The organism is Pseudomonas sp. MWU12-2319 (assembly GCF_023242525.1).
Classification (GTDB): domain Bacteria; phylum Pseudomonadota; class Gammaproteobacteria; order Pseudomonadales; family Pseudomonadaceae; genus Aquipseudomonas; species Aquipseudomonas gingeri_D.
The window spans coordinates 245029-271377 of sequence record NZ_JALJES010000011.1 but is presented as its reverse complement, the minus strand read 5'-3'; the positions used below and the strand labels follow the sequence as shown (position 1 = coordinate 271377).

Annotated in this window: 8 protein-coding genes and 1 pseudogene; 3 read left to right on the top strand and 6 right to left on the bottom strand. The window is 58.0% G+C overall.

Going from position 1 to position 26349, the window contains the following annotated elements; translation table 11 throughout:
• Positions 1-369 precede the first annotated feature (369 nt).
• Positions 370-690 (top strand): hypothetical protein, encoded by a 321-nt coding sequence (locus M5C01_RS19510; RefSeq protein ID WP_152739992.1) that lies wholly within the window; start codon positions 370-372, stop codon positions 688-690.
• 191 nt (positions 691-881) lie between these two features.
• Here the strand turns inward: M5C01_RS19510 and M5C01_RS19505 are convergent, their stop codons facing one another.
• From M5C01_RS19505 to M5C01_RS19480, 6 genes and pseudogenes are all read right to left on the bottom strand, one after another.
• Positions 882-3791: an RHS repeat-associated core domain-containing protein gene (locus tag M5C01_RS19505; protein ID WP_152739993.1), complete on the bottom strand. Its 2910-nt coding sequence runs from the start codon at positions 3789-3791 to the stop codon at positions 882-884.
• A 48-nt stretch (positions 3792-3839) separates the two neighbouring features.
• The gene (locus M5C01_RS19500) at positions 3840-9458 is read right to left on the bottom strand and encodes a neuraminidase-like domain-containing protein (protein WP_152739994.1); all 5619 of its coding nucleotides are present in this window, start codon (positions 9456-9458) and stop codon (positions 3840-3842) included.
• Positions 9455-14140 (bottom strand): neuraminidase-like domain-containing protein, encoded by a 4686-nt coding sequence (locus M5C01_RS19495; protein WP_256350522.1) that lies wholly within the window; start codon positions 14138-14140, stop codon positions 9455-9457. Before M5C01_RS19495 ends, M5C01_RS19500 begins: the two co-directional genes overlap by 4 nt.
• 36 nt (positions 14141-14176) lie before the next feature.
• On the bottom strand, positions 14177-19084 hold the full coding sequence (locus tag M5C01_RS19490; protein ID WP_152739996.1) for a Tc toxin subunit A: 4908 nt from the start codon (positions 19082-19084) through the stop codon (positions 14177-14179).
• A 74-nt stretch (positions 19085-19158) separates the two neighbouring features.
• The gene (locus tag M5C01_RS19485; protein WP_248764377.1) at positions 19159-20337 is read right to left on the bottom strand and encodes an Ig-like domain-containing protein; all 1179 of its coding nucleotides are present in this window, start codon (positions 20335-20337) and stop codon (positions 19159-19161) included.
• A 72-nt stretch (positions 20338-20409) separates the two neighbouring features.
• Positions 20410-24714: pseudogene (locus tag M5C01_RS19480) on the bottom strand (SpvB/TcaC N-terminal domain-containing protein); the annotation flags it as partial.
• A 391-nt stretch (positions 24715-25105) separates the two neighbouring features.
• Here M5C01_RS19480 and M5C01_RS19475 point away from each other — a divergent pair.
• On the top strand, positions 25106-25510 hold the full coding sequence (locus tag M5C01_RS19475) for a thioredoxin domain-containing protein (RefSeq protein WP_152739998.1): 405 nt from the start codon (positions 25106-25108) through the stop codon (positions 25508-25510).
• A gap of 9 nt (positions 25511-25519) precedes the next feature.
• Positions 25520-26344, top strand: a complete 825-nt coding sequence (locus M5C01_RS19470; protein WP_152739999.1) for an SDR family oxidoreductase — start codon at positions 25520-25522, stop codon at positions 26342-26344.
• Positions 26345-26349: the final 5 nt, after the last annotated feature.

The following is a 26349-nucleotide window of genomic DNA, read 5'->3' as shown; positions in this document are numbered from 1 at the left end:
CCCAGCCTATCACCTGTTCTGGATAGGCCCCCCCACGAAGACTATTCCCTTTCACTTGACTGAAATTTCCTAGAAAATCCCAACCCGTTGCTTCTGCCCATTTCGATGACTAGTCTGCATCCATCACCGTAAATTCGGTGATACGGACGTGCAAGTCCGGACTGGTGAACGAGCAATGACACCTGACCAAAATCTCAGAGACTTGTCTCTGAGATGCCGCGTTATGGTGGCTGTGCGTGGGAGATCTTCGGATCTGCCGGGATTTTGCTCCGATAACCACCGGTCTTGCACACCTGCGTACAGCTGCCACCCTACTTCGCGTGCAAGCGAAGCGTGGTTGCTCCCCATAACGGTTAACGGAGTATCACCATGTTCAAGATCACCCCCAATCCGCCTGTCGCGGAAGACCTCAGTTCCCCAGCATTCCGGCTCGCTGCCGAGCGTGCCTTCGCTCACTACGAATTACCCGCGACTCGTATCAGCCCCCGGAAACGGCAATCACGTAACACCGAAGAAACCCTGCTCCATATTTATGAAATACTCCAAAGCGCCTCGGCGACCGCCTACGAATCGGCGGACAATCTCCAGGGCTCGCAGCGCAAACTCGCCTTGGGGACCGTGCACTTGATCGATATGGCGCAACAGGAAATGGATGGGCTGCTCGATGACCAACAAGCAGTAACCACCTGATGGTGTGAAACAGCTCCCCCGCACAACCGTGCGGGGGGCAGCGGATTCATAGCCTTGCCCTCACTTCGAAGCTAACTCGCAAAATCAATTCGTCCCAGTAACGCCGATTTTACTTCCAATTTACTGTCTAAATCCGCTACAAGCACATGTAGATCCTAATCGACTTATCCTATGTTTCCATCCCACAGGCCCTATTGCTTTCTCATTGAAAAAGCAATGAAGCTCCCAACTTTCCTTTGGGGGTTCCCTCGCGCCTGAGCATCCATTAACGCGACTTTCGGACTGAGGACACCAAGCGCACTTGAGTCACCACCATCCAAATTTATCGAGCGTCCGGGCGTGGCATTCAAACGGTCGAGTCTATTTGTTACTTCGGCCCACTCCGCGAGAGTGAACCCCGGAGAATTATCGCCTCGTCCAACACCCAGACCAATCACAAGCCGAGTACGAGCATCCTTGCCTCCCGATTCAGCAGGCAAACTAATAGCCGATCTGTTATTGGGTCTGTTTGCGTGCACCAAGTATCCTGGTATATTTTTTTCTTCAGAGAATTGAAATTTTGGATCATCCAATTTATCTGAAGTAAATGCCACCGACCCACCTTCCGCCAATAAAGGTCCTGTATAAATAAATGAAGCATCATCCATTGTCAGCTGCACATAATCATCTTTATATTGGTCCGGCAAAGCCACTGACCTTTTGAGCTCCCCACCCACTGAAATAGGCCCGATCGACGCCCAAGCAGGGGCATTGGCGTCGGCTCGCCGACCCGCATTATAGAATCCTGAATTAATGTAAGCCGTAAACTCTGAGTGCGGACTCCCAATCGCAGCGTTCAAGCTATCGGCCGTGCTTGATTTTAATGGAATAGGCCCATCCCCTCCTACGATCTTGCTTTCATATCTTGAGTCTATGGACAAGTAAAAAAGTGAGCGTGCACCTACAAAATCGCGCGTAAGGGAAATACCTATTCGCTCAAACACTTCCGCACCTCCCATCATCACGACACCAATGATACCGGGAGCAAGCGTAACTATATCTCGCGTATCACGCGCCTGAATAACGCTCTCAATTGCAAATTTCCAAAGCCCCCGGGCCCGCTGAGGGGCCATCCCATCAGGATCAATATTTGCGATAGGATTACTGTTCAGCATTCGATAAAAGTTCAACCCATTGACAGCCCTACCTGGGTCAGGGTTTATCCACCCGCATAACCAAGGTGCGTAATATCTGAATCCATAGTAATAAAGCCCCGTCACGTCTCGCTCCTTGCCTGAATAGCGCACAGTCTTATAACTGGCCTCCACTTCACTTCGCCCGGCAAACCAGGCCGTACTGCCGTAGGGGTGATAGGTCTCCTGACTGATCACCTCGCCCTCACTGTCCAGTTCCAGGCTGCTGGAACCCAAATGGTCAGTCAGGTTGTAGCGATATTGATCGTTAGTGATTCCAGAAGGCGGCGTGGTCTCCCAGTGCAGCACCTGCATGGCGCTGCGTCCGGCCTGTACGCAGATCACCTGCAACACTTCGCCAGTGCCTTCGCGAGTGCGGATTTCCAAGCCCGGCAAGTAGCGGACTTCCGATATCAGCGAGCGGGCGTTGGTCTGGGTGGAGCGGACCTTACGCCGCCGCATCCCATCGCCACCGTACAGATACAATTCAAGATCATCGTCAGAGCTCTCACGCTCAACCGGTCGTACCTCGCGCAACTGATTACGCACATCCCAACTCATTGCCTGTCCCGGTTGCAGTTCCAGCAGATTGCCGTTGCCATCAAAAGCGGCAGCGATCTCCTCTTCGGTGGGAGGCCGGTCATTCTGCTCAGGCAGGCAACGATTGCTGTAGCGCGCCGCTGTCAGCTTGCGGCTGTGGTTTTGCGGGCCGACATGAACCAACTCCAGCAAATTGCCACCGGAGTCATAGCGGTAAGTTTGATGGTAGTTGGCAACGGCACCCGGATCGTCGAAGCGATTGAACTCCGGCCCTCGACTGGCGGCGCCCGCCTCCCAACCGGTCGCTTCGATCAGTTGGTAGAGACTGTCGTAGTCATAGCACTTGATCGGCTCTACTCGCTGGTTGGCGAAGTACCTGATCGGCAAGGCAGCGTCTTCAATGCTCAGCACATTACCCACCGGGTCGTAGTCGTAACGCAGATCTTGCAGCGTTTCACTTCCATGTCGAGCCTGAAGCCGAGTCAGACGACCGTCTTCAGGGCGATAGGTCAGCGTACTGACCACACCGTTGCCCGCGGCTTCCTGCTCAACCTGAACGTAGGCGCTGTAGGCAATGGCGCTGACCAGGGTTTGAGGTGTGGCCTGACCGCTCAGTTGCAGATGACTCGCCAATAACTGGCCATCCACGGTGTAGTCGAACAGTTGCCGATTGCCCTTGGCATCAATCTGTTCCAGCACATCGCCCAGCGGATTAAAGTACGTCGCGCTGGTTGCCGCTTGCTCCATGGGCTCCAACAGAACATCCCGTTCCGGCAGCCCTTGCGGCCAATCCGGTGATTCCAGCGCGCTCAGAAAGCGCTGGGTCTGCTCAAGCACTGCGCCCGTCAAGGCGTAGTCATCCACCGTCAACGAGCCCGCCGGATCATCATGTCGGATCAACTGCCCACATTGGTTGTGAGCGGCGAAATCGGCACCGGCATCAGCGTATCCATAACGTTCGGTGCATCGCGCGGCTTCACCTTCGCCCAGCTCGAAAATGGCCAGCGGTCGCAGCAGATCGTCATACTCGACCCACCGCTCGCTGCCCCGGCTATCCCAGGTTTGAACAAGCTGATCGCCATCACCGAACAAGCTGACCCGCTTGCCCGCATCGACGCTGATCGACCCCAACACCTTCCCGGACAGTGAATAAGCATTGGTGAGATTGGCAGGCGTTGCATCATCCTCCGTACTGAGCGCCCAAAGCCTGGGATCCCATTGCTCGATCAACCGCCCCATCGCGTCATAGGCACTGCGGTTGATCCGCTCTTCGGCCTCTGCCGTCTCGACGGAACGGCAATAAGCAACCACCCGCACCGCCAGACCACGGGGATCAACCACCGCCAGTGTCGGTGTATGAGTGTGCATACCCTGCGCCAGAACCGACATAACCTACGCTCCGTGTTTGATGCCTACACGTGATCAGAGTCGCTCTGGTCACCCCTGATTATCGACAAACCTTGCAAGCTGTGGCTGCCCTATAGGGGCACCATCCTCGAAGGTCGCCGTAATGGAATAGGTGCCCTCAAGCTCTGAAGTAATATTCGTGCTGGTAGTTGCACTCCCCTGTTCAAAATGACATTCAAGAGGGTCAAAGGTGAGGCCGGGCACCTCGGGGAACCGTATGTAGACGGTCGACGCCATCCCCGGAGCGGGGTTACCGTAGACATCACGAAAAGTCACTGTCGCACGGTGCACATCCACACCATCGGCCAAGCGGGTTCCCTCGATCGGCTCCAGGGTGCAGGCGGCAGGGCTATACCACTTGGGAAGGAATGTCGTGTCGACCTGCGCCACTGAAGCGTCCCCCTCGAGCCTGGCAGTGATCGTGTGCGTCTTCGCCACGGTACTGCCCACCGACACAGTGCACTGGCCGGTATTGCCCGCGGTCCGGCAAGTGGTCGAGTTAAAAACAACGTCATCGACCGCGTCAAACGTTACCAGGGTACCCTGCGGAGCCGCGGAGCCATCGCTCATTCGCACCTTCGCATAGACCCTGTTGTTTTGTTCCGTATCGCTGACGACCTTATTGTCAGGGAGCATCTCCAACGACAGTTGAGCCGAAACATCGGCGATGAATTCGACGGTCTTCGGACTGCCGGCCACCGCCGTACCACCAAACAGCGTGGCGCGTACCGTCTTGGGACCGGGCATCGTCGAGGTGATGGTGGTTTCGCATTGCCCCTGCGCATCGGTCGTACCGGCTACATGCTGGAGCGAGGCGTTCGCGATTTCGGGAAACATCACCAGAACATCCTTGAGCGGACGGCCCTCGGCATCCTTGGCGGTGACGGTGACCGTATAGGCATCCACGCCATTGGCAAGCTTTTCGCCCGTGCTCACGGTCAAGGCCGTGGTCGCAGGGCGGCCGACTTCATCCTGGGCTTCGACAAACCGCACCAACGGTTCGACCTGGGCGGCAAACGCCTTACCACCATCCACCGCCAGGTAACGCACCTGCAGGATAATATCGGTCAACGAATCGAAGACTTCTTGCTGATGCGCCGAGGCATGCCGGGGGAAGCTCAGTATCCAGCTCGACACCGCGCCCGTTCCCTCGAAAGGCAGGTAGCGCTCATCGTCGAAGTTCAGGGTGAACAGACCATAATCATCCAGGCCGCTGGACAAGCCGATTTGCTGGCTGATCCTTGGATTGAACACAATGTGCCTTGGATCGAGTTCGATATCGCTGTCGGCGGCCAGTTCCCCGGCCTGGCTGTAGAGACTCGCCACACCACCCAACGAGGGTTTCAACAAAGTGCTGCTGCGCGTTTGCACGAGGGTGGCATGAATGTCCTGATATGGCCCCAGCACTACCGGGAACGACAGGCTCACGCCCACCAGTTGACGCAGGTAATGGCCGGGATAATCCTTGTCGAACAGCGAGCTGTTCAGCTTGAACGGGATCTCGCCATGATCCCTGAGCTGATCCAGCACGGCATCCCAACCGGTCGCCATGGGTGTAGCGCCATGGCGGCCGGCATTGGGGTCGTAATCCTTGAGCAAGGCCTTCAGGGAGATCGTCTTGGTCAGTTCCAGGCGGCGTTCATGGCGGTTGAGAAACGCCGATTCCATGCGCAGCAAGCCCAGTTTCAAGGCTTCGCCGGCGTTCAGACCCTGACGGTTGTCGGCCCAGGCGTCATGGGGAATAAAACGCGTGTCATGATCGCCCAGCTCATATTGCCAACCCGATTCGGTGGCCAAGCACATCGACAACACGGCGTCATAAGCCTGGAAATACAGCGTCGACATCTGGCTGAGCAACCACTGGTACAGCCCCGGGCCGGCAGCACGGTGTTTGAGGAAGTCGTAGTAGATCTGGGCCTGTTCGCGGGCTTTTTCGGCTTGCCGCAAACCGGTGTTGGCGGAAGCGATAACGATGCGCTGAGCGTCTATCTGTTTATCGATCACTGCGATTTCAGCCTTGGCCTGCTCGATCATGAAGTCCCATTCTTCGCGTCGGCGGCGATACTGATCTTTCTGAGTTAGAAAATCGGCATGGACTACCAAACCTTTTGCAGCAGCATCGACAGCCGTTATTGCCGCGAAGGCAAGCGCGGCAGGCTTGCGTACGCCACCAGACGTCCCGACGAGATTCACCGTGACTGCATCCATTACCTGCGCGGCAGTCGTTGCCCCAGCCAAGCCCGCTGTAATGCCCCCCCCAACCACACGTTCATACATGGCCAATTTTTCATCGCCGGAAACGTCTTCTCTACGCAACCGCTCGTAATAATCTTGACGGGCAGCCACCATCGCCTTGCTGGCCGTCAGGGCATCCCTGCTGCTGCGGGCCTGCTCAATGGCCTGATCCTGCAAGGTCACAGCAAACTCGGAGAGCTCCTGCACATGGGCCTGCAGCAGCTCTTCCTGCTGGGTGCGGTCACGCAGCTCCATATAACCGCGTACCTGCTCGCCAAAGCGGATCAAGGTGTCAACGGCGCCCTGCACACGGGGCAACATGGCGCGGAAACGGTAAGGCGGGATAATCGCCAGTGACCCCAACCGCCGGGCACCGCCGCCCTCGCCGGCCAATTGCGCGCGCAACAGGTCGAACGGATTGGCCGGCGCCTCGTAAAGCGCCAACAGCAGGGGCTTGCCGTCCAGGGTGAGGTTATTGCGCAGGTTGCCCAGGCGTAAGTCGAGGTTGTCCCACAGGTCGAGCAGCTGTGTGTTCACCGGCAAGCGGAACCAGGGCGCGTCGATCAGGCGCAACCAGGGGTCGCCCTGGATATGCTGGGGAATATCCTCGGCGAACAGCGTCTGGATCGACGATTCGAAGGCGCTGAACAAAGCGCTGTCATAGGCCGCCGCATCCACCAGCGGCATGGGCTCCCAGCGGCTGATGCTACGTCCCTTGGACAAGGGGCCGAGCAAGGACAAGGCGCGGACATACAGAAGCTTGGCTTCGTTGAGGGCATCGCGGTTCAGTTGCCGGTAAAGCATGTCGCCTCGGGCAATCAGGTTTTTCACATAGTCGGTAAAGATCGCCTTGCGGTAGTGCGAAGGCACGCTGTAGGCAATCGCATCCGGATCGCGCAGGCCACCCAGGCCAAAAAACTGCTCGGCGGGACGGTCGGGCTGGGCTAGGGGCCTGACACACCAATACGGATAGTCCACCGCAGGCGGAGGATCGAGCGGCTGGATCCGCGCCAAGGGGTTGAACATGTGGTGATACCAGGTTTCCGCGCCCAGGTAATCGAACTCGCTGTGCAAGCGCTGTGCGACCAGGTGCGGGGCATGGAAAAACAACTCCCAGAAGTAACGACCGTTGGCACCGTTGAAATCCACGGGAACCGCTTGCGAAGAACCGGGAACGGGGGGTTCCTCCGTGTGCTGACTCTCCCAGCTCAAGGCCGCTTCCACGGAGAATGCCGCCTTGGTGACCAACTCGGCGGCGAACAAGCTGTTTAGCCGAACATAACGCAGGTCGTCCAGCGCCAATGCCTGCAGATCAAGAAACTGCGCGCCCGCCGCGGTGGTCATCACTTTAGGGGCGTCACGGAGCATGGGACTGAGACTCACCAGAAATCTATTCCAACCTATTCCAGGATCGGTAGATTTCGCCACACCAAAAGGAAAGGCATAAGAAGTGTTGGTTGCGCCAGTCCAACTTTTTGTGAACAAGGGAGTTTTAGCTGCACCGTTTAACGTAAGCGCCGCTGAGCCCAACCGCTCCTCCATATAAGCACCGTCACTCTCATAAGCGTACCAAACTCCAAAATCACGCGTCAGCGGGGCAAAAGTCTCAGAGAATATATTTGATTTATTTATAAAGTTAAAAGTCCCTCCGACCGAACCACCCCATTTGAGAGCGACTGTCGATACCACCTTAAATGAAGCCCCTTCCTGAACGTCTTCAAGTGTGAGAGGCAGGAGCGTATCCAGTTCCAGGCCCAATGGAATTTTGTAGCGCATCCGCCTGACACGCCCATTATGAAAAGAGCTGTTCCAATCCGCGCCTTCTGGGGTGCACGGCGTATTTTGATCTATCGTAACAAGCGCTGTTCCATCATGACTAAATACATGACTGTGATTTATTTTTTCCTCAAAATAGAGCACATGATTAATCATCTCGCACAGTGCCCAGGTCTGCCCTCCCTCATAATAAACTCCCCAAAGAACCTCAACCCGGCATAAACCAACCGGACTCGAGTATTCCCAAACGTGTCGATCCTGAAGGGAAAGCTTGATATCCACCCGTTCCATACGGACACTTGAACACGCGCCTTGAACCTCAAGTTTTCCTCCAATCAGCTCCTGCTGAGCGTTCTTACTCATGTGCAAGGTTGCACTGAACTCCAGATAGGAATTCAAGGCATCCGGATATTCTCCCGGAGAGGGATAGTAATTATAGGAGCTTTCACGATCCCACATCACCGAACCGATGATCCAGTCAATATTCGCCGAGCCGCTATCGATGCCCACATAAGGAAACTGCAAGCGCATTGGGTCGTTGCCGAACATCGAACTCGCCACGAGAGACAACTCATTCTGTTCTGCCACACTCAATATAATCTGATTGAATGACTCATCGTACACTCGCAGATCCGCATTCGCGCCCAGTTTAAAGGCTACGACTAACCGAGGGCTCGAGGCAATACGAACATCCATGGCCACCGAAAACGCACCACTCCGGATATAGACCTCCGCCGCCAACTTATCTGTCAAGGTGTTCACCGAGGTGAGCCCTGTATAAAGTATCGTCGCCGGCGACCATTGATCATTGAGTTGCTTATAAGCCATCTTGGCCGAATAAAAGTATTTTCCGGTTCTATGGCCGTCATCGTTGATCTGCGGCTGGCCGGCTTCGACCCAGACCACGTGCAATCGCTCGCGAATCACCACGGGGCGAACCTGGGTGACGCCAGCTTCAAAAGCAACATCGATGGTTTTCCATTCACTCCAGGCCGAGGGCGAAACGTGGGTACTTGAATCACTCAGGTCAATCGCCGCCTTGCGCCAATAGGGCGCAAAAGGTTCGACGTTTTGCCGACCGACAAAATAATAATTCGCGTGCCTGAAGTCCGTGCCGTCGATATAACCCGAGACCATCTTCAGGTTACTCACCAACTCAAACTGACTGAGGTAGTTTTTCAGCGCCACCTGCACGCTGTCCTCGGTCAAACGGCTTTGCCCCAGATCATTTTCCAAGGTCTTGAACTGGCTGGTCTTGCCCAGGCGCAGGGTCGGGTCGATGTAGTTTTCCGGGTAATCCTCGATCATCTGGTAACCGGCCCAGATGCTGTACTGACTCATGCTCTCGCGCCACAGACGCAGTTCCTCGGCGCTGAACCCATAGGGGTAACCGGGCTCCATGCCGTTGTAGATGGCGTGGATATACTGCTGGAGGCTGGCAATGCCCTGGGCGACACGGCTGGTTTCCACCTGGGCACCGACCTGGTTGTCGATCAGCAGGTATTCGTAGAGGTCCTCGGGGGTGGTCAGGCGCAAGGGCGCCGCCGTGTTCGATGACGGCACGATCTGGCCCAGGTAATAGGCGACCAGGGCGTCACGGCGTTGTTCTTCGAGTTCATGGATAATTCCGCTGTTCATAACTCACCCTGCTGCTGTAACAGTGGTGTTGAAAGCAAGGCTCGCACAGACTCTTGTTGCTCCACATAGGCCACCAACGGCTCGACCTGGGTAGCCAGCACCTTGCCGCCGTCCACCGCCAGATAACGTACCTGCAAGATAATGTCAGTCAACGAATCGAAGATCGCCTGTTGATGCTCCGAGGGATACCGAGGGAAACTCAGCGTCCAGCTCGACACGGCGCCCGTTCCCTCGAACGGCAAGTAGCGCTCATCATCGAAGTTCAGGGTGAACAGACCATAATCATCCAGGCCGCTGGACAGCCCGACCTGCTGGCTTATCCGCGGATTGAAGACGATGTACCGCCGATCGAGTTCGATATCGCTGCCCGCAGCCAATTCACTGGCATCGCTATAGAGACTTGCCACGCCACCCAATGAGGGTTTCAACAAGGTACTGCTGCGCGTTTGCACCAGGGTGGCATGAATGTCCTGATACGGACCCAGCACCACCGGGAACGACAGGCTCACGCCCACCAACTGACGCAGGTAATGGCCGGGATAGTCCTTGTCGAACAGCGAGCTGTTCAGCTGGAACGGGATCTCGCCATACTCTCTGAGCTGGTCCAGCACCGCATCCCAGCCGGTGACCCCAAGCGTAGCGTTATCAAGCGCGGCATTGGGGTCGTAATCCTTGAGCAAGGCTCTCAAGGAGATGGTCTTGGTCAGTTCCAGGCGGCGCTCATGGCGGTTGAGAAACGCCGACTCCATGCGCAACAAACCCAGCTTCAAGGCTTCGCCAGCATTCAGGCCCTGACGGTTGTCGGCCCAAGCATCATGGGGAATAAAACGCGTGTCATGATCGCCAAGCTCATATTGCCAACCAGCCTCGGTGGCCAGGCACATCGACAACACGGCGTCATAGGCCTGGAAATACAGCGTCGACATCTGGCTGAGCAACCACTGGTACAGCCCCGGGCCGGTGGAACGGTGCTTGAGGAAGTCATAGTAGGCTTCTGCCTGTTCGCGGGCTTTTTTGGCTTGCAACAAACCGGTTTCAGCGGAAGTGATAACGATTTTCTGAGCCTTTATCTGCTCATTGATCACTGCGATTTCAGCCGTGGCCTGCTCGATCATGAAATCCCATTCTTCGCGTCGGCGGCGATACTGCTCTTTCTGAGTTAGAAAATCGGCATGGACTACCAAACCTTGTGCAGCAACATCGACAGCCGTTATTGCCGCGAAGGCAAGCGCGGCAGGCTTGCGTACGCCACCAGATACACCGACAACATTCACCGTGATTGCATCCATTACCTGCGCGGCAGTCGTTGCCCCAGCCAAGCCCGCTGTAATGCCCCCCCCAACCACACGTTCATACATGGCCAATTTTTCATCGTCGGAAACGTCTTCTTTACGCAACCGCTCGTAGTAAGCGTGACGGGAAAGCACCATCGCCTTGCTGGCCGCCAGGGCATCCCTGCTGCTGCGGGCCTGTTCAATGGCCTGCTCCTGCAAGGTCACGCCAAAATCAGAGAGTTCCTGCACATGGGATTGCAGCAGCTCTTCCTGCTGGCTGCGGTCACGCAGTTCCATATAGGTGCGTACCTGTTCGCCAAAGCGGATCAAGGTGTCAACGGCGTTCTGCACACGGGGCAGCATGGCGCGGAAACGGTAAGGCGGGATGATCGCCAGGGACCCCAGCCGCCGGGTGCCGCCGCCCTCGCCGGCCAACTGCGCGCGCAACAGGTCGAACGGATTGGCCGGCGCCTCGTAAAGCGCCAGCAGCAAGGGTTTGCCGTCCAGGGTGAGGTTATTGCGCAGGTTGCCCAAGCGTAAGTCGAGGTTGTCCCATAAGTCGAGCAGTTGCGTATTCACCGGCAAGCGGAACCAGGGCGCGTCGATCAGGCGCAACCAGGGGTCGCCCTGGATATGCTGGGGAATATCCTCGGCGAACAGCGTCTGGATCGATGATTCGAAGGCGCTGAACAAAGCGCTTTCATAGGCCGCCGCATCCACCAGCGGCATAGGCTCCCAGCGGCTGATGCTGCGGCCCTTGGACAAGGGGCCAAGCAAGGACAAGGCGCGAACATACAGGAGCTTGGCTTCGTTGAGGGCATCGCGGGTCAATTGCCGGTAGAGCATGTCGCCACGAGCAATCAGGTTTTTCACGTAGTCGGTAAAGATCGCCTTGCGATAGTGCGAGGGCACGCTATAGGCAATCGCGTCCGGATCGCGTAGGCCACCCAGGCTGAAAAACTGCTCGGCGGGACTATCCGGCTGGGCCAGGGGCCTGACACACCAATAGGGATAGTCCACGGAAGGCGCGGGAGAGAGCGGCTGAATACGCGCCAGTGGATTGAAAATGGCGTGATACCAGGTTTCCGCGCCCAGGTAATCGAACTCACTGTGCAAGCGCCGTGCGACTAGGTGCGGGGCATGGAAAAACAATTCCCAGAAGTAACGCCCGTTGGCACCGTTGAAATCCAGGGGAACCGCTTGCGAAGTACCGGGAACGGGGGGTTCCTCCGTGTGCTGGGTCTCCCAGCTCAAGGCCGCTGCCACAGAGAATGCCGCCTTGGCGATCAGTTCCTTGGCAAACAGATTGTTGAGCCTTACATAACGCAATGAAGGCAATGCCAATGCTTCAAGATCGAGGAACTGAGCCCCTTGATTGGAGACCACGCGGGGGGCCGCACGGCTGAGCTCGGGAACCAGGTGAACGTCATATTGGTTGTAGGTGTGCTCGCCGACCTGATGACCAAACTGAAAATAGTAAAGTTCTTCCAGACTGGCCGCCGTGACTATCCGGGGGATCGCTGGAGTCGATGCGTTACCATTCAGCGTAAGCTTGCCTGTCCATATGGGCGTTCCCACTCTGCTACCGTCTTCCTCATACCAATAGGTCCAGATCTTGAAATCCTTGGTGACCGGCCGCTGCTTTTCCACACAAATATTACTCGCACTCCCCAATCCGAGTTCCAGCCCTCCCGACAACTCAACCTTGAACATGTCTGCTCTTTTTATCTCACCCGGTCCATAAGACGGAAGAGTGGCTATGTCAAGGTCAAGCTCCACTTGCGCAAAATAATAGAAATACCCCGACGGTTCGATGTACTTTTTATAGGTCCCCGGCTGAAAACTACCGACCACTACGCCTTCGTGAAGCCATTCTCCAGCCGGCAGCGGCAACGTGGAAAACCCCGCATCTACTCTCACCTCCCCGTATAACCTGCGATCACGGGTGGTGATTAACGCCGTGGCTTTCATATTATTGCCGATCGCCACCTGGGCTGAACTATTGCCCATGAAAATTTCAAGCGTATCCCTCTCCAGTTCGATAGCCGAACAATGCCCCTGGAGCAGGAACAACCCGACCGCTCCCGGCCCAGGGTCCATGAACAAAGCCGCGCTAAACTCCAAGCGCTGGTTCAATGCATTGGGTGGGTGTGGCGTGGACCACGGCGAGTCGGGTTGATAAACAATTTCTTTCAACCGCCACTTTATATTGACACCGCCATCATCGATTTCCGCATAGGGGAACTGCAAGCACTCGGCGTTGCGGCCAAACATCGCCTTCGCCACGGTCATCAACTCCCGCCCCTCTCCCGTGGTGCTCGACAAATTAACGACTTTGAAAAAGCGATCCATCACCAGGACCACCTCTTCAGTCGTAGTCTCTATCACTTCGTTTGCCCCCGAAGGGGCCCAGGCCGTGAAGCAAATAACCAGGTTCGTCTGACCAGATTTTCGGATATCCATGGTCACGGTAAAGACAAAGCCGCGAACAAAATCTCCATTGCTGGCCAGTTCATCTTCGAAGCGCTCTTTATCGGTATACCCGCTAAACAGCGTCGTGGAGGGCGCCCACTGGTCATTGATTTGTTTATAGGCCATCTTTATAAAATACGAATAGCGGCCGGTCTTCTGGCCATCCGCGTCGACCTCCGCCGGGCCGGGCTCCACCCAGACCACATGCAGACGGCCCATGATCGTCACCACCCGAACATGCGCCACCTTCGAATCGAAGGCCACATCAATGGCTTTCCATTCACTCCAGGCCGCAGGCGAGACATGGGTGCTGGAATCATTCAGGTCAATCGCCGCCTTGCGCCAATAGTGCGCAAAAGGCTCGACGTTTTGCCGACCGACAAAATAATAATGGGCGTGCCTGAAGTCCGTGCCATCGATATATCCCGAGACCACCTTCAGGTTACTCACCAACTCAAACTGGCTGAGGTAGTTTTTCAGCGCAGTCTGCACGCTGTCCTCGGTCAGGCGGCTTTGCCCCAGGTCGTTCTCCAGGTTCTTGAACTGGCTGGTCTTGCCCAGGCGCAGGGTCGGGTCGATGTAGTTTTCCGGGTAATCCTCGATCATCTGGTAGCCGGCCCAGACGCTGTACTCGCTCATGCTCTCGCGCCACAAGCGCAGCTCTTCGGCACTGAACCCATAGGGGTAACCGGGCTCCATGCCGTTGTAGATCGCGTGGATATATTGCTGGAGGCTGGCGATGCCCTGGGCGACGCGGCTGGTTTCCACCTGGGCACTGACCTGATTGTCGATCAGCAGGTATTCGTAGAGGTCCTCGGGGGTGGTCAGGCGCAAGGGCGCCGCCGTGTTCGATGACGGTACGATCTGGCCCAGGTAATAGGCGACCAGGGCGTCGCGGCGTTGTTCTTCGAGTTCGGGGATAATTCCAGAATTCATATCAAACACCTCCACTAGATCACGACAGCAAAACAATCAAGACGAAATATTGGTATCTGAAGCTGCGTATATGGCGTCGCCATTCGAAACAATATATTCGCTTGTGAACAGGCGCTGAGTCGCGATGGGTTGACCTTCGCTCTGTGCGATTAAAAAATTAACCATCCATTTCGAAGATTCATAGACCAGCTCAGCAGTACCTCTCCAGGGTGCCTCAGGCACTTCTCCGGTTATATAAACACCTTCGAGATCCCATCCCTTGACGGGGGCAGTTATTACACCATTAGTCCGTAGAGAGAACGAAGCCTTTATATAACCATCACGAATCAAGGCATGGTTCAGCCAATAAATCATGCCCACTCTATAATCCCTCGCCCATATCTTTTTCCCGCCAACGTCAAGTGACAACGACAAGAGGCCCGCGTACAAATACTGACCAGAGCTCCCTGGGAGAAATATGTCAAAGTCAACCCCTTCGCGCGTTGACTCAACGACCTTATCGATATCTTCAATCTCCACCCGGATGATCGACAAGCTAGTGCCCACATTTTTCAGCGCAAATGGAATCCCTTCCAGCGCCACACCGGTGCCATCAACCGTTTTCACATTAAGTTTATAACGCGCAAACCTGGCCAAAAACTCCGGAGCACGAGGATAGATATCTTTGCCGGACAAACTCACTTCAAACACAAAATAAGGTAATACAAACACAGAAAACTCAACATGCTCCGTCGTACCGGCAACAGTCGCCGAAACTATATATTCAGTCACCCCCTGCCCCGAGGATATAAATTTCGAACTAAATTTCGACAGACCTTCCTTATCCGTAAGGATCGTCGCCTTAACTTCGCCATTGATCGCCCAATCAACCGGTGTTTTTATAGCGGCCTCTCTATCCACTTCCAGCCAAACAGAAAACACGACGGGATCAGGCCTACCCAGAATATAATGTGTGTCGGAAGATTCATGTTTCACAATAACGGCCTGAGGATAAATCACTGTCTGAGCCGTAGACTTATCCTGAACGTCATTCTCAGCACTCACTGTCACGATTACCAAGCCTGCGACATCGGATCGAAAGCGAGAAAGTGCAATACCATTACTGTCGGTCCGACTGGTCACTTCCAACAGACCCTCCACATCGGCTGTCCAAGTGACCTCCGTTCCGGAAGACACCGGATCACCATTAAGCTCGACCAGCCGACAAGAAAGTTCTACCTCAACACCCTCAATGACAGTATTGGCAAACCGAACATATTGAAAATACGGCGTGCTGGTAAATTCCACGATTGGAAACGTCCACTGACTGCCGTTTTCGTATCGTGCGATCACCGTTGCTTCGCCCAGTGGTCCGCTGCGCAGACTCGAATAGCTGATGCCCTCATGGTTGGTCATCGTCTGGTAGCGCTGGAACTCGCCCAAGGTCGTTCCCCACTCGACCAGACGATCAATACCCAGGTTGGTAAAAGCATCCACCAGGGTGATGCTGAAATTGATCGCTTCGAGTTTGTTGGACAACGCTTGCGAAGGATCATAAGTCGGCGCTGAAAAGTGCAACGAGGCTTCATCACAACCAATGGTCACCGCCGGCGCAAGCACCTTGTCGCCCAGTCCATACTCGGCCACCACACGAGCAATGCCCATGGTGTTGCCGCTCGCCAGCGTGACGCTGCTTTCGCCGTACTGGTCGGTGACGGTCGAGGTCTGCTCCAATTCCCCGAGTTGGTTGGTACTCCAGTTGATGGTGACGTCTTCGAACGGCTCATCCATGAAGTCGCGCAGGGTGATGAAGTAGGTCGCGCTCTCGCCCGATTTGTTGGCCACCAGATAGTCCGGCGTCACCGTGATCACGCTGCTGTGACTCTGTCCGACCTCACCCGCCGGTGTTCCCGGCACAGGTTCGGTGAGGCTGGCCAAGGCCAACTCCGCGGCATAACGAAAGTCTGCCACATCACTGATCGGCGTCAGTCGGCCCAGCGCCAACAGCGCCTCGGCATCCAGATCGGTATGCCGCGCCAAGCGACAGGTGCGCACCAGCAGATCCAGCTCGGCGAGGGTAAAGATCACCCCCTCCTCCGGGTTCAGATGCGAGGCCACCACCAGCACCTGGCGCACGCCCCAGTCGAGAAAACCGGCCAACCTGTTCGCCGCGCTGTCGCGGATCAGCCGTTTGTCACCTTCCAACGCCTTGTCCCACAGGGTGTTGATCAGTTGCAGATAGTCCAGCAACCGCTCTTCCGGTTGTGCGCTCAGGCGTACCGTTGCAGCATATTGGGTGAAAAAGTACAGGGTCTGCAGCGACAACCCAACATCGCCGAGGCCGAACCACTGCGGCTGTTGCACACACTGATCGACAAATGCCGGGCTCAGGTCCAGGTGCGTGGTGACGGCGGCTCGCTTGACCAGGCTGTCAAGCACCAGCAGGACTTCGTCGCCAATGGCCAACTGCAAGGGGGCACTGCTGTTACCCGTTTGCCCATAAACCCGCAGCACCTCTATCAACAGCTGATAGCGATTGCCCTCGGCCCAGAACAGCAGCACCTTGACCAGATCGACGGAACAGTCCAGATAGCCGGCCAGTCCTTCCATCAGCAAGGCTTCCTGGGCGCCGCGAGCACGCATGATCATATTGCAGATCTGGGCGTGCTGGCCTTCGATCGGCAGATCGAATCGTTCCAACACCTCCGCCACAGTGCCGCTCAAGGCCGCTTCATAGTTCTCTTCGGTTTCCCCTTCCAGGTATTTGACCAGGCCCCTGGCCGCCCGAATGGTTTCTCCCGCCTCGATAAACTCTTTCAGTTCCTCGAACCAATCGATGGCGACCGAGGAGAACACCTCTTGGCCTCGCTCATCGATATTCACGACCACGCGGCTTTGCGGCGCACCGACTTCGGCAAAGCTGCTGTCACTGATCAGTGCCGCCGCCAGGCGCGAGTGCATCTGCTTGAGCAGGTTGAGCTCGGCCTCGCTGGCCACCGGTTTGGTCAGGGCCGGCAGCACGATCCGACAGACCTGGCCGACCGTCCACTTGTGCTCGGCCAACCAGGCACTGGCTTCGACCAGGGCGTGGATCACGCTCAAGGTGTCGGTGTTACCAGATGTCTGGTAGGAGGCGATATGAGTCGGCCCGGCCAGTTTCGCGACCAATTGGCTGCCGCCGTTATCCAGCAGTTCGAGCAACGCCAGGGCCTCAATGGTGGTCAGCCCCAGATAATGGGGCAGCCGGACCAACCGGTAGAACGCCGACACCACCGCTGTGTTCCAGCGCAAAGGCTCACCGGCGTAGGCCTGTTCGATGACCTTGGCGGTAAAACGGTACATCTCGAAGGTCATGCCCAAAGCGGCGCACAAATGATCGATTTTCTGGCGCTCGGCCTCATTGCCGGGAGTGATGTCGAATACCTCCCCATCCAGGATCAGCGGGCCGGGAAACAGCGCCTGGCTGTTGAACACCAGGTCAAACTGCGTCGACTGCTTGCCCCGGGCGTGCACGCCCAGCCCCCGGAGCAAGGCGGCAAAGTCGTCCGCGCTGACCTTGTAGCGCGTACGCAGACTCTGGAACAGGCCAAGGGCGCGCAGGGTATCGGTAGTGATCCGATAATCCGACGTTTTCCCTTCGGCGCCAATCGAGGCCACCAGCAGGCGATCAACCTGGTCGAACGGCAGCTTGAGCCAGCTCGCCAGACGGATCATGCGATTGAGCCGATCAAAACGATCATGGGACCAATTGACGATCTGGTGTTGGGGAGCACTCTCATCGTCGCTAGTCGTTTCAATGGCCATGGCCGGACTGAGACCCGCGTTGACGTACACCGAACCGAACACCGCGCCATCCACCGGCACGTCGTCTGACGCAATGAAATTGGCCGACGAATAGGGCGCATAAGCCCCCACGGACAACAGCGATTCGAGTTCATCGGTCTTCAGCCCGGTGTGCAGGCAGAAGGTTTGGGTATCGAGCAACCTGAAAACATCGCCCTCGCCAAAGTTGGCCCTGAAGAAGCTCTCGGGATCGGTGCCGGAGGTGTCGAGCCGATGGGTTCTCGGGTTGATACGGGCCAAGGCAAAGGTTTGCTCGGGTTCTTGATTGGGGTCGAACTCCGGAAAATAGGGCGCCTCCAGCAAAATCCCCTGCTGTACCGGGCCGAAGCCGGTGTCTTGCACCAGGGCAATATCCGACAGCAGCGAATGCACGCCGGGTTCCTTGAAATACGGATAGGCCCGGTCGGTGCAGCGGATAACGTCGCCGGGCAGGCGCTCCTTGCGCTGCAAGATGTAATTGATCTGTTGCTGATAGCGCTCATACGGCAAGGTCGTGGGGTAACGAACATCCAGCAGCACATCGTCCAGCGAACGTTCGTCCCCGAAGCTCTCCAGATAGCGGTACGCCGAGGTTTCCAGTATTTCGTTGACCAGCACCAAGGTCGGTTCGACACGCTCGAGGGCACTGTGATCCAGCCACAGGTCCGCCAGGTCCGGACGTCGATCGGCCAACAGAATACGGTTGCCCTGCCCGTCCCCCGGCCTGCCGCTCTGCTCGATCTTCTGTACTTCACGGTAGAGATCGGCCAGGTAGGCGATGGGCGAGGTCGTGGCTTCAATCGCATCCGTCGGGCAATGATTGGCCCAGTCCGGCCGGAACAGATCGTTGTAGGTCGGGGCATCCACCAGCCCGCGGATGCCGGAACCGGGCTCGAAGGCACGGTGTATCGCCGTGGTCAGCCGCTGCTCGCGAAACTGCCGCAGCGTAACGGCGCTGATGGCCCTGGCTTGCTCATGCAAGGCCCGCGCTTCGGTGATGTGCAAGGTTCTGTCGGTGCTCATCAGTTGCTCGAGCGAACCCTTGGCGATCTCCAATACCGAGTCGTAATGCTCCAGTAGCTGGCTGCGACTGCGCGCGTTCTTGTTCAACAACTGCAACAGTGAACTGGGTTTGTCGTTCATTGCCCGTCTCCGGTTGAGAACTTTTCAACTGTTAGAGGCGTCCTTACCCATTGAGGATTCTTCCAAGGTTCGGCTCAAGAAAACTGCGCAGACTGAGGATTGTTACTCAGGTAAATCAGCGTCCCACCCACCCTGCGATTGAGATTGGCCCTCACTTCTTTCGTACCTGGCGTGGTCGCGACCAGATCCACCGAACAGGTCCCATCCGGCCCGGTGACACAGGTTGTCTCTAGCAACGTCGCGCCCGTCGTTCCGAAATACACGGTAGCGCCCGCAAAGGGGTTATCGGCGGAATCTAGGATCAAGGCCGTGACGGTATGCGCGGTCAAGCCATCGGCCGGCTGGCTCCCCTCGCTGACACTGAAGGTCGAACGGCTTTCATCCCCGGCGATACCAATAAACCTCGCCGTCTGCGGTTGTCCTATGCCAGCGCCATTGCCAAAGGTCGCCGTAATGGAATAGGTGCCCGCGAGTTGCGACGTGATACGGGCACTGGTGGTGGCGCTACCCGGCACAAACTCGCAGCGGTCTGGCGCGGTAGGGTCAATGGTGACGCCGGCGACCGCCGGGAACAGGACATAGGAAGATGCTGTAGTCGCGGTGTAAGGGTTGCCGTAGGTATCACGCAACGTCACGGTTGCCAGGTGCGCGTCCACCCCATCGGCCCTCTTGTCACCCTCGATAGGTTCCAGGGTGGAAGCGGCTGGATCGTACGCCCCGTGAAGGAATGTCGCGTCGACCTGCGCTTCTGAAAGTTCCCCCGCGAGCCTGGCAGTGATGGTGTGCGTCTTCGCCACGGTACTGCCCAGCATCACAGGGCATCGGCCGGTATCGCCCGCGGTCACACAATAGCTCGCGCTAAAAACAACGTCATCGACCGGGTCAAACGTTACCCGGGTGCCCCGCGGAGCCGGGGAGCCATCGCTCAGACGTACCGTCGCCATGATCCAGTTGTTTTTTTCCGTATCGCTGACGAGCCCATGGTCAGTGTCCATCTCCAACACCAGTTGAAACGAACCGAATTCGACGGTCTTCGGAACGCCCTCCACCATGCCATCAGTCCGCGTGGCGCTGACCCTCTTGGTGCCAGGCACGGTCGAGGTGATGTGGGTTTCGACCAGCCCCTGCGCATTGGTATCGCCGTAGGGAGGATTGCGGGAGGCGTCCGGGATAGCGGGAAACACCACCGTAACGCCCTCGACCGGACGGTTATTGGCATCCTTGACGGTGACAGTTGCCGTATGGGCATCCACACCATTGGCAGCTCTTTGACCAGCGCTCACGGTCAAGGTAGCGACCACCGGAAGCGTTGGGGACTCTTCCTCCACCTCCCCCCAGGTATCGTTTTCGTCCTCGGCGATCCCGTACCACCCCAGGTACCGCTGGCGGCGCTTGTAGCCCATGGCGGTGAGGGTCAGGGTCGGGCGCCCGAGCGGATCGTAGAATTGCTGGTCGCAATGCCCGAAGACGCGAAAGGACTCGTCCTTGATATAGCGGTAGCCATCGGCGAAGTAAGGTCGGTAGACCCGTACCGCCAGGCCCTTGTTGTTGTATTCGACCCGTTCGCTGACCCGCCAGCGCTCGGCGGCCGGGGCGCTGACGGGCTGGTCGCCGTCCAGCACCAGAGTGCCGTCGGCCGCGATCTGGTAGGCGTCCCCCGGTTCGACTTTCTGCTTGGTCTGCAAGGCGCGGCCGAAGCCGTCCCAGCACTGGACGGCGATACGGATTTTTCGCCCGGGATTGTCCGCAGGTGCCGGGTAACGGTCGGCTTGCAGGACCGCCGCATGGACCGGCTCACGCTGCCGCATCCAACTGAACGCATCACGAAAGCTGGCACTGGCCGCCCCCTGCAACGCCGCGTCCGGATCGGCGATGGCTTCGGCGGGTAGGCGGGCCACAGGCTGGTACTCGTCTATCGGATCGAAACCGAGCGCAACGCCCGCCTCGGTGCCATGGAAACTGCTGGCCGACAGCTCGCCAAAACCGTCATAGCAGGCCTCCTGGATATTCTGGTTCGGATCGACGATGCGACGGGGCAACAGGAACCGGTAATCGGCGGCGTCCACGCGGGTGACACACTCATCGGCCGTGGTGACACTGATCGGCAGGCAGTAATAGGCATCGAACTCGATGTCCGTCGGCCCCTGGCTTTCGGTGGGCCGGGCACTGATCAGCCGATAGAAGCCGTCCAATTCAGCGTAGGTCATAAAGCCCTTGCGGGTCGACCACAACACCCTGTCCGGTTCCGTCGGCAACATGGCCTCAATGGGCCGATAACCGAGCCCGGGCAGTTTGTCCTCCAGCTCCGCGGGACTGAGCACAGACGCATACGCCTGCAGCGCCGCCTCATCCAGCTCGGCGGACTCCAGGAAGTCGACCAGCGCCTCGAAACTGGCCTGCCCCGCCGGCAGGGTCTGGCCGGCCTGTTGATAACGCTGCACGGAAAACTGCGTCAGCACCCGCTGGTAGTCACCCGCTGGCGGCGCATTGAGACGGTCGAGCATCGACTCATGGGAAATATCCTCCGGCCCCAGCACCGCCTTCGGCAGCACCAGCGCGTTGCCACGGGACAGGTAGGGCAAGCCCAGACGACAGCCTTCCGGATCATCCAGGTGAATAAATTGGGCGCGGCTTTCGTTCAGGTAGTAAAAGCGCTGGGCGTCGTCGTGGGCGGCGCGCCACCAGGTTTGCTCATGGACTTCGCTGAACGGTGGATCGTCGCTGACGCTCTTGCGCCGGGCATAGTCGACCGTCACCTCATGGATCAGCCCGCCATAAGGATCCCAGGCCAGGCTGATATGGTGCTGACACAGAGGGTCGTCAGGTTGACGCTCGTAGGTATAAGCAATCGACTCCAGTTCCAGCGGCTGCATTCTGCAGTACGGCTGGAATTCGTTGCGCCGTTGCAACAGACGCACGGCATAACGCGATTGCTGCACCGAGTAGGGCCGGTCCTGCAACAGGTCGTCGGCGTCGAGACCGAATACCTCGACCCGCAGCGGCATGCCGGCCAGGGCGTAGGCCATGTCGTGCCAGGTCAGATCATCGGCGTCGCTGATGATGTCGTCGGTCGAATCGACTTTCGGCGCCAGCAACAAGGCCGTACCCAGGGGCCGAGCCGCGCTGTCCGAGCGGTCATAGTCCAGGCCCGGCAGGTCGGGCAGGCGCCCGGTATGGAACCAGCTCTTGCGCAGCACCGGCGCGGTAAAACCGGCCAGTTGCTGTTCGTCGCCGGTGACGTCGCTGTCGGTTTGCAGCACCAGGCCAAAGCCGCGGAACTCGCGCTCCTGGCCATCGTAGAAGCCCTGGCAGTATTCAAAGCGCTGGGTCAGCCGATTGCCGGTGATTTCATCGAGCTGGATCTGCTCGACGGCCACCGGCATCGGAAACGGCACATAGCTGACAGGCTCCAGATTCGCCGCCAGCAACGCCTGTTTTTCATCCAGCCATTCCTGGGCCGAACTGCGGTAGATCACCTCCCCCACCGCGCCCATATTGTTGTTGGTGCTGTGCAGCAGATACGGCTTGGCCTGGACAAAATCGACACGCCAATGCTGGGGTTTCATATGGGGGATGGTGATTACCAGGCTGGAACAACCGAGCCCTTGCAGGTCGGCGGTGCTGACCTGGCACAGCCGGTCATAACGCACGCCCGGCGGCCAGGGCTGGATCAGTGGCGTGCCCTCAAACCCCATGCCGGTGCGGTTCATGAAGATCTCGGCATGGTCGCTGGTGAGGTAGATCAGGTCCGCCGCGCCGGAGCCGTCAAGATCGGCCAGCAACACCCGCGAAGCGTCGAAGGACTCGTAGGTATAGGGCAAGGTGCCCAGGCGAAAGCCCGGGTCGAAACGACCGTGGCCGCGGTTGGGCCAGCAGACGATTTCGTTATGGCGAATGCGCACCAGATGCTGCTGGCCGCTGCCCAATACATCGCTGAACGCCACCAGTTCAGTCGGCGCCGGACTCAGCACGGGGAGACGATCATCGGGCGCGGTTTCGATGAAGTGCGCCACATCCTTGCCCGAGGCAAAACCTTCGCGCCGGCGGTTGGCATACAGCCGCACGCTGCGCGGACCGATCAAGGCCAGGTCGGACAGGCCGGCGCCCATCAGGTCGGCCAGTTGGCTCTGCGGGTGGAAGAACTCCACGGGAAAGGCGTCAAAGGTGACGAACCTGGACCAACTGCGATCCGGGTTGAGGGTGAAAAAACCACTGACGCCGGGTTGCGCCATCACCCAGTCCAGGCGGCCGTCGCCGGTGAGGTCCATCAGCGACTGGCGCACCGGTTTGCGGCTGTCCATCACCGGGATGGCGTCCAGTCGCCGCCACGAATCGTAGACCACCTCATCGGCCGTTTCCGCCGGCTGCGCCCGTAGCGGCTCACGGTAGTACCAGGCCTTGTCGCTGCGATAGAGCACACCCGGCAGGCCCTCTCCATACAGGTCGACCAGTTGATACTGCTGACCGTCGTTCAGGCCGGGCATGGCATCGAATTCTTGATACTCACTGTCCTCGGGTTCAAACGCCGAGTAGCTGAACTCAACGGGCGGGCGCGACTGGATTTGCCCCTGCTCGTCATAACCTTGCTGGTGCGCGGCGGACAGCAGGTTGTAGCCCAGTTCAGTGGTCCGATATTCAAGCAGCAAGCGCTGCACCAGCAGCGGTTCGCTGCCCAGTTCAGGGAACTGGTGGAACATCAGCACCTGTCGGCACAGGCGCAGGTTACCCAGCAGGAAGCCATAGCCGTAGGTTGCGAAAGGATCGCTGCGCACCGGCCACACGCCCGTCGGCTCGTAGGCGGGAATGTCCTCCACCCCGGTGTCGCGCTCGCCGTAGTCAAAAATCAGATCGAAGTGCCACTGCACCTGCTCCAACTGTCCCGGCACCCAGTGGTAGAGGTGCGCGTTCGCCTCGGCATTGCCATAACGCACCCGGCTCAGATAACACTGGGCGCGAAAGTCGCGCGGCGTATCGTCAGGCATCCCGGCATGGTCTTCGCCAGCGTACTCATAGAGGATATGTTCACCAAGGGCATTGAGGCTTTCTTCCAGCAGCCATTCGCCGACGCGCAGGTGATCTTCCAGGTCGGTACTGCGTGACGAGCTGTTGTAGCCGTACAGGTGCAGGCTGCCGTCGGCCCCGTGAATCAACCAGAACCCCGGGTAGTCGTCCGCCGAACGCCAATGTTCGATCCGTTCGAACGCCCCTTCGATACGGGGGAAGTAACGCGCCACCTGATAGTCGATGCCCAGCTCCAGGCCTCGATAGCTATTCACGGGCCTGCGAATGATCTTCCCGTCGGCATCACGCTCGGCCATCCACACGGTGCCGTCGGGGCCGAGCATGACATCGTCATCGGTGTAATCCGGAACGCCCTTGCTGGTACGCCGTGCCACGCAACCCAACGACAATACCCAGCCGATGCCGAACAGGCTGTTACCGACGCTGCTGCCATAACCGAGGGTCAGGGCCGGGGCGAAACCGCGTCCGGGCGAGATCGGCAACGGCAGGTCAAAGGAGGCCTTGCCGGTGGAGCCTACCTCGCCCCAACCCTTGCCGATGCTTTGAATCGCGCCGCCGCCCTTGGGCAGCGACGGCGGCGTGATGCTGAAGTTCTCTTGTGGGTCCATCGCCGGGCTCCAGGCAGATCTGCTGGGAGCTAATGTGGGCGCAATCCGGGGGCCTCATCTACTGTCAGAAATGACAGTTTTTTAGTGATTAACGAAATAAGAAAGCATCAAACAGGGCATATGCCGGCCGGCCCCAGGCGATAACGTGACCCCATGACTCACTATTAACGACCAAGATCGAGCATAAAACGACCCATCCATTACAACGTAGTCCTCCGATTCCTGCCCGCAACCCCTTGAATTTATGGAAGTACACCTGCTGTAACACTCTTTCAGCCGACTCGCCTAGCAATGATGGCACTTTGACACCCGTCATTTCTGACAGGTTACATTGGATCACATTTGACGTTGAATACTCCCAACACCGAAACAGGGCGGCAGGGTATCGAGCATGAAAGGGACGAACACGGTCATCGAGATAAAAACTCGACAAGCGTTCAGGGCAGAGCTGGGCAGCCTGGAGGTGCCATTGATCCGGCCCCGACCCGCCGTGGTGCTGGTCTATAAACGTCACTGTCCGCCGTGCGAGAAGCTCAAGCCCTTGCTCGAAGCCCTGGCATCAGGGCCTTACCGGGATCGGGTGGCGTTCTATCAGATCAGTTATCCGATCTTCAAACTGTTCCAGCCGGAGATCAAGATTGAGTTCGTTCCGGCCTTGTTTTTCCTCGATGGCCATGGCGCCCAGACGCACATGTATGGCACGCAAAAGGACGAGGTAAAGAAGGGCCTCGATTCGCTCATTTTTGTCCCGAACGGGGTATTCTCGGAGATCTTCGACTCTCGACAAGCCCACTAAGGAAGTGCCATGCCCGTTGCCCTGATTACCGGATGTTCCAGCGGCATCGGCCGCGCGTTGGCGGATGTGTTCAAGCACGCGGGTTACCAGGTCTGGGCTTCGGCGCGTCGGGCCGATGATGTCGCGGCGCTCGCGGCAGCCGGGTTCACCGCCGTGCAGTTGGACGTCAATGATGGCAATGCCCTGCGGCGACTCGGCGAACGGCTCAACACCGAGTGCGGCGGCCTTGATGTGCTGATCAACAATGCCGGTTACGGCGCCATGGGACCGCTGCTCGATGGCGGGGTTGAAGCGATGCGTCGGCAATTCGAAACCAATGTGTTCTCCATTGTCGGGGTGACCCGGGCGATGCTCCCGGTGTTGCGCCGCGGCCGAGGGCTGGTGGTGAATATCGGCAGCGTGTCCGGGGTGCTGGTGACGCCGTTCGCCGGGGCTTATTGCGCCTCGAAGGCGGCGGTGCATGCCTTGAGCGATGCCTTGCGCATGGAGTTGGCGCCGTTCGGGATCCGGGTGATGGAAGTGCAGCCCGGGGCCATCGATACCCGCTTTGCCAAGAATGCCGGGCATGAGGCTGAACAGTTGATTGGCGAGCAATCGCCCTGGTGGCCGCTGCGCGAGGGTATTCGCGCACGGGCCAATGCCTCGCAGAACAATCCGACCCCGGCGGCCAGCGTGGCCGCCGACTTGCTCAAGGCCGTGCAACAGGCCCGGCCGCCGCGCCTGTTGCGCCTGGGCAATGGCAGCCGGGCCTTGCCGTTGATGGCCTGGTTGCTGCCCAAGGGGTTGCTGGAAAAGGTGTTGATGAAGCGCTTTGGTTTGAGCGTACGGCTGTAACAACC

Excerpts from the sequence above, each read along its gene's own strand:
- M5C01_RS19510 (WP_152739992.1), top strand. The coding sequence starts at position 370 with ATGTTCAAGATCACCCCCAATCCGCCTGTCGCGGAAGACCTCAGTTCC.
- M5C01_RS19500 (WP_152739994.1), bottom strand. The coding sequence starts at position 9,458 with ATGAACAGCGGAATTATCCATGAACTCGAAGAACAACGCCGTGACGCC.
- M5C01_RS19470 (WP_152739999.1), top strand. The coding sequence starts at position 25,520 with ATGCCCGTTGCCCTGATTACCGGATGTTCCAGCGGCATCGGCCGCGCG.
- M5C01_RS19505 (WP_152739993.1), bottom strand. The coding sequence starts at position 3,791 with ATGTCGGTTCTGGCGCAGGGTATGCACACTCATACACCGACACTGGCG.
- M5C01_RS19490 (WP_152739996.1), bottom strand. The coding sequence starts at position 19,084 with ATGAACGACAAACCCAGTTCACTGTTGCAGTTGTTGAACAAGAACGCG.
- M5C01_RS19495 (WP_256350522.1), bottom strand. The coding sequence starts at position 14,140 with ATGAATTCTGGAATTATCCCCGAACTCGAAGAACAACGCCGCGACGCC.
- M5C01_RS19475 (WP_152739998.1), top strand. The coding sequence starts at position 25,106 with ATGAAAGGGACGAACACGGTCATCGAGATAAAAACTCGACAAGCGTTC.